We start from the raw sequence: 4,089 nt of genomic DNA, 5'->3' as shown, positions 1-4,089 counted from the left end.
CCCGCGCGCCTGTTCGGCACGTACACCGCACGCACCCCCGCCGCCTCGGGCGGCATCTGGGACCGTGCCGCCGCGGTCCAGACCTTCGACACCGCCTTGCGCGCGCAGGACGCGCGGGCCGTGGCCGAGGCCCTGCCCTCTGCCTGGACGGCGATGCACGCGGCCCGGCTGCAAGCCGCCTTCGCGCAGCACTACGCCACCGATCTCTCTACGCTGGACCTGCCCGACACGGTCGCCGGCATCGCGTTGGAGGTGGCGCTTCTCGGACCCGATTACGAGGCCGTCCCGCTGGAGCCGGGCGCAGCGGTCGAGAACGCGGGCCTTGCCGCGGCGCTCGCGCGTGGCTTGGACGAGCCGCCCTTCGGCCCGCCACCCGAGGAGCCGATGGCGCTGGCGCTGCTCGACGGCTTTTCGGACCGTGCACCGCCCGAAAGCCTCGCGCGCATGATCAAGGAGGACCGCCTCGGAGAGGTGATCCTGCGGGCGACCCTTCTCATCGATCAGGGCCGCGGCGGCGACACCGGCGCCCTGACCGAGGGGCTGGCTGCGCTCCGCGCGGTCGGAATGGAGGAGGTCGCGCGCCGCATCGCGCTGCAGGTGCTTTTGCTGGACAGCCCCGCATGAGCCGATCGCAGGCCGCGACCATGCCGATGCCGCACTGGATTTCGGCTTTTCTCGAAGCGCAGGCGGCCGAGCTCGACGCGGCGCGCAACACGCTGCTCGCCTATGGGCGCGACCTGAACGCCTTTGCCGGGTGGCTGGCGCACCGGGACCGCCATTTCGCCGATGCGACACAGGAGGATGTCGAAAGCTACCTCGTCTCCTGCGAAGCCGAGGGCTTGTCGGGCGCCACCCGCGCGCGGCGGCTTTCCTCGATCCGCCAGCTCTACCGCTTCGCCTTCGAGGAGGGCTGGCGCGAGGACAACCCGGCGATCCGGCTCAAGGGCCCCAGCCGTGCGCGCCGCCTGCCCGGCACGCTCTCGCGCGAGGAGGTCGAGGCGCTGCTGGAGGCGGCCCGCAGTCATCCGCGCGACCCCTTGCGCGCCACCTGTCTGATGGAACTGCTCTACGCCACGGGGCTGCGCGTGTCGGAGCTGGTCAGCCTGCCGGTCGCCTCGCTGCGCGGCGATCCCGAAATGCTGCTGGTGCTCGGCAAGGGCGGACGCGAACGCATGGTGCCCTTGTCGCGCCCGGCCCGCGCCGCGGCCGCCGCATGGCTGGCCCGGCGCGATGCCATGCAGGCGGCACAGATCGCCGCCGGCAAGCCCGAATCGCGTTTTCTCTTTCCCGCGCGCGGGCGGGACGGCCACCTGACCCGGCAGAGCTTCTTCGTCATGGTCAAGGAGCTGGCCGCGCGCGCCGGGATCTCGCCCGACCAGGTGACGCCGCACGTGCTGCGCCACGCCTTCGCGAGCCACCTGCTCGCCGGCGGCGCCGACCTGCGGGCGATTCAGGCGCTGCTCGGCCATGCCGATCTTTCGACCACCGAGATCTATATCCATGTGCAAAGCGAGCGCCTGAGCGCCCTGGTGCATGAGCATCACCCCCTCGCCCGCGCCAGACCACGCGACAAGGGTTGATCGACGCCGCCCCGCCCCATACCTCGGCAGGGCCCAACTTGCGAAGGACCACATGGAAACCGCCCTCGACGCCGCCTTCTGGATCACCAGCATCGCGATCCTCCTCCTCTTGGTGGCTTCGGCCTTCTTTTCCGGCTCAGAGACGGCGCTGACCGCCGCCTCGCGCGGCAAGCTGCGCGCCGGGGCCGATCGCGGCTCCAAGGGGGCGGCTCTGGCGCTCGATCTCACCGACGACAACGAACGCCTGATCGGCTCGGTGCTCTTGGGCAACAACGTCGTCAACATCCTCGCGACGTCGCTCGCGACCGCCCTGCTCACCCGCGTCTTCGGCGAGGGGGGCGTGGCGGTGGCGACGCTGGTCATGACGCTCCTGGTGCTTATCTTTGCCGAGGTGCTGCCCAAGACCTACGCGATCACCAATGCCGAAACGATGGCCAGCCGGGTGGCGCGGCCGATCCGCCTGGTCGTGCTGATTTTCGCGCCGGTCGTCTCGGCGGTACAGGTGCTGGTGCGCGGGATCCTGCGGCTGTTCGGCGTGCGCACCGACCCCGATACCGCGATCCTCGCGGTGCGCGAGGAGATCGCCGGTGCGCTGTCTCTCGGCCATGAAGAGGGCGTGGTCGACCGCGAGGACCGCGACCGCATCCTCGGCGCGCTCGATCTGGGCGATCGCACGGTCGAGGAGGTGATGCTGCACCGCTCGAACATCGCGATGATCGACGCCGGCCGTCCCGCGACCGAGATCCTGTCGCTGTGCCTCGACAGCCCGCACACCCGGCTGCCGCTCTACCGCGACGAGCCCGAGAACATCGTCGGCATCCTGCACGCCAAGGACCTGCTGCGCGCCATGCACAAGATGATGGGCGACGGGGCGGTGGAAACGGCGGAGCTGGAGAACTTCGACATCATGGATGTCGCGATGACGCCCTATTTCATTCCCGAGACCACGACGCTCGACGACCAGATGCGGCAGTTCCTCAAGCGGCACACGCATTTCGCGCTGGTGGTCGACGAATACGGTGCGCTGCGCGGACTGATCACGCTCGAGGACATCCTCGAGGAGATCGTCGGCGAGATCTCGGATGAGTTCGACGCCGAGCGCGAGGAGCCGATCGCGATGACCGAGGACGGCGCCTATGTCATCGACGGCTCGATGACGATCCGCGATCTCAACCGGCGGCAGGACTGGAACCTGCCCGACGAGGAGGCCAACACCATCGCCGGCCTGGTCATCCACGAGGCGCAGATGATCCCCACCGAGGGGCAGGTGTTCAGCTTTCACGGCTTCCGTTTCGAAGTCATCGCCAAGGAAGAGAACCGGATCGCGACGCTGCGGATCCGCCCGCTCGACACGGCCTGATCGCAGGTTTCACAACCGGCATGACCTCGCAGTGCCAAGGGGCCGGTCTTTCTTGCGAAAGGCCGGCCCCGATGTCTTTCCAGCTCAAGTGCAAATTCAGGCGGCGCCGAGTTGCGATTCCGCGCGGGGCTTGCGGCGCAGCATCCTGACCTTCTGAACCGTCTCGCTGCCGTCTCGCTCATCCCGCTCGTGCGACAGGCGATACCATGTGCCGTCGTCCGACAGGTAGGTCGAGGCGCAGCGGGCCCGCAACGGCGTCGAGCAGCAGTTGCGCCATGCCACGATGTCATAGCTCAGCAGGACGGTGTCGCCCTCCTGCTGCAAGGTCTGACCGGTCATTTCGATCGCCTCCCATTGCCGCGCCGGGCGCAGCCCCCGCAAGGCGGCATCACGATCCTGGAGATCGGCCGGATACAGAATCACCAGCTCCCCTCCCGCATCGAGTCGGCGCTGGTAGAACTCCGCGCCATCGAACCAATGTCGTTTTTCGAGCGTCCAGAGCGTTTCAGCCAGCGGCGCCATTCGGTTCCTCCCGTGCATCATTATCTGTCCTCCCGTGGCACAAACGTTACAGGACTGTTTCCGTTCCGTCAGCAAAGCTTTCCTCAGGGTTTTGTATAAAATCGTACATATTACCGGGGCGTGAATCGCCTCTCCCGGCAGAGGCGGCCGGGAGACACGGCAACGGAAATCGCGGCACGCGCGCCGAAACGGCAGGGTTTCGTAAAGGGTTTGATGGCATGATGAAGATGTCGGGCAATGGGCCCGGCGACCTCCCTGTCAGACTTGCCGCGCCTTCGGGCGCGGTTTTTTTGTGGGTTATCCTTGCAGTTTCGGGGGTTACCGGTTGACGTCGGGGCGGCCCTCGCCTAGCTTCCGGGCAATTAGTCGGCCAAGTCCGACAGGGAGACACGGGAAAGGGGGCCGCCACGCGGCCCCCTTTCTCCGTCTCCCCCCTCGCGCTTTCACGCCTGACAGCTGGCGCGGGCCGTGATAGATCCGCGCCGACACTGAAAAACGGGATGCCAAATGCCGAAACGACTGACCCTTCTGGCCAGCGCCGCCCTGCTGGCCCTCACTGCCCCGCTTGCCGCGCAGGAGACCGCCGCGCCGGACGCGCCCGCGGAGACCGCCGCGCCCGCGGCCCCC

The 4,089-nt window shown here is 68.1% G+C and carries 3 protein-coding genes and 1 pseudogene; 3 read left to right on the top strand and 1 reads right to left on the bottom strand.

The window, feature by feature from the left end:
* From NHG85_RS11655 to NHG85_RS11645, 3 genes and pseudogenes are all read left to right on the top strand, one after another.
* Window positions 1-624, top strand: a pseudogene (locus NHG85_RS11655) (hypothetical protein); the annotation flags it as partial.
* On the top strand, window positions 621-1,580 hold the full coding sequence (locus NHG85_RS11650; protein WP_253332561.1) for a tyrosine recombinase: 960 nt from the start codon (window positions 621-623) through the stop codon (window positions 1,578-1,580). The pseudogene NHG85_RS11655 and the gene NHG85_RS11650, both read left to right, overlap by 4 nt.
* A 52-nt stretch (window positions 1,581-1,632) precedes the next feature.
* Complete coding sequence (locus tag NHG85_RS11645) at window positions 1,633-2,940, top strand: HlyC/CorC family transporter (protein ID WP_253332558.1); 1,308 nt, start codon at window positions 1,633-1,635, stop codon at window positions 2,938-2,940.
* Window positions 2,941-3,036: 96 nt separating this feature from the next.
* On the opposite strand, the gene NHG85_RS11640 is transcribed toward NHG85_RS11645, so the two are convergent.
* Window positions 3,037-3,462, bottom strand: coding sequence for a hypothetical protein (locus NHG85_RS11640; protein ID WP_253332557.1), 426 nt, complete (start codon window positions 3,460-3,462; stop codon window positions 3,037-3,039).
* Between the last annotated feature and the right edge of the window lie 627 nt (window positions 3,463-4,089).

Source organism: Limimaricola litoreus, from assembly GCF_024159025.1.
GTDB lineage: Bacteria > Pseudomonadota > Alphaproteobacteria > Rhodobacterales > Rhodobacteraceae > Limimaricola > Limimaricola litoreus.
This window is presented reverse-complemented; position numbering and strand designations above follow the sequence as displayed.

Coding starts and splice junctions, on each gene's coding strand:
- NHG85_RS11645 (WP_253332558.1), top strand. CDS start 1,633: ATGGAAACCGCCCTCGACGCCGCCTTCTGGATCACCAGCATCGCGATC.
- NHG85_RS11650 (WP_253332561.1), top strand. CDS start 621: ATGAGCCGATCGCAGGCCGCGACCATGCCGATGCCGCACTGGATTTCG.
- NHG85_RS11640 (WP_253332557.1), bottom strand. CDS start 3,462: ATGGCGCCGCTGGCTGAAACGCTCTGGACGCTCGAAAAACGACATTGG.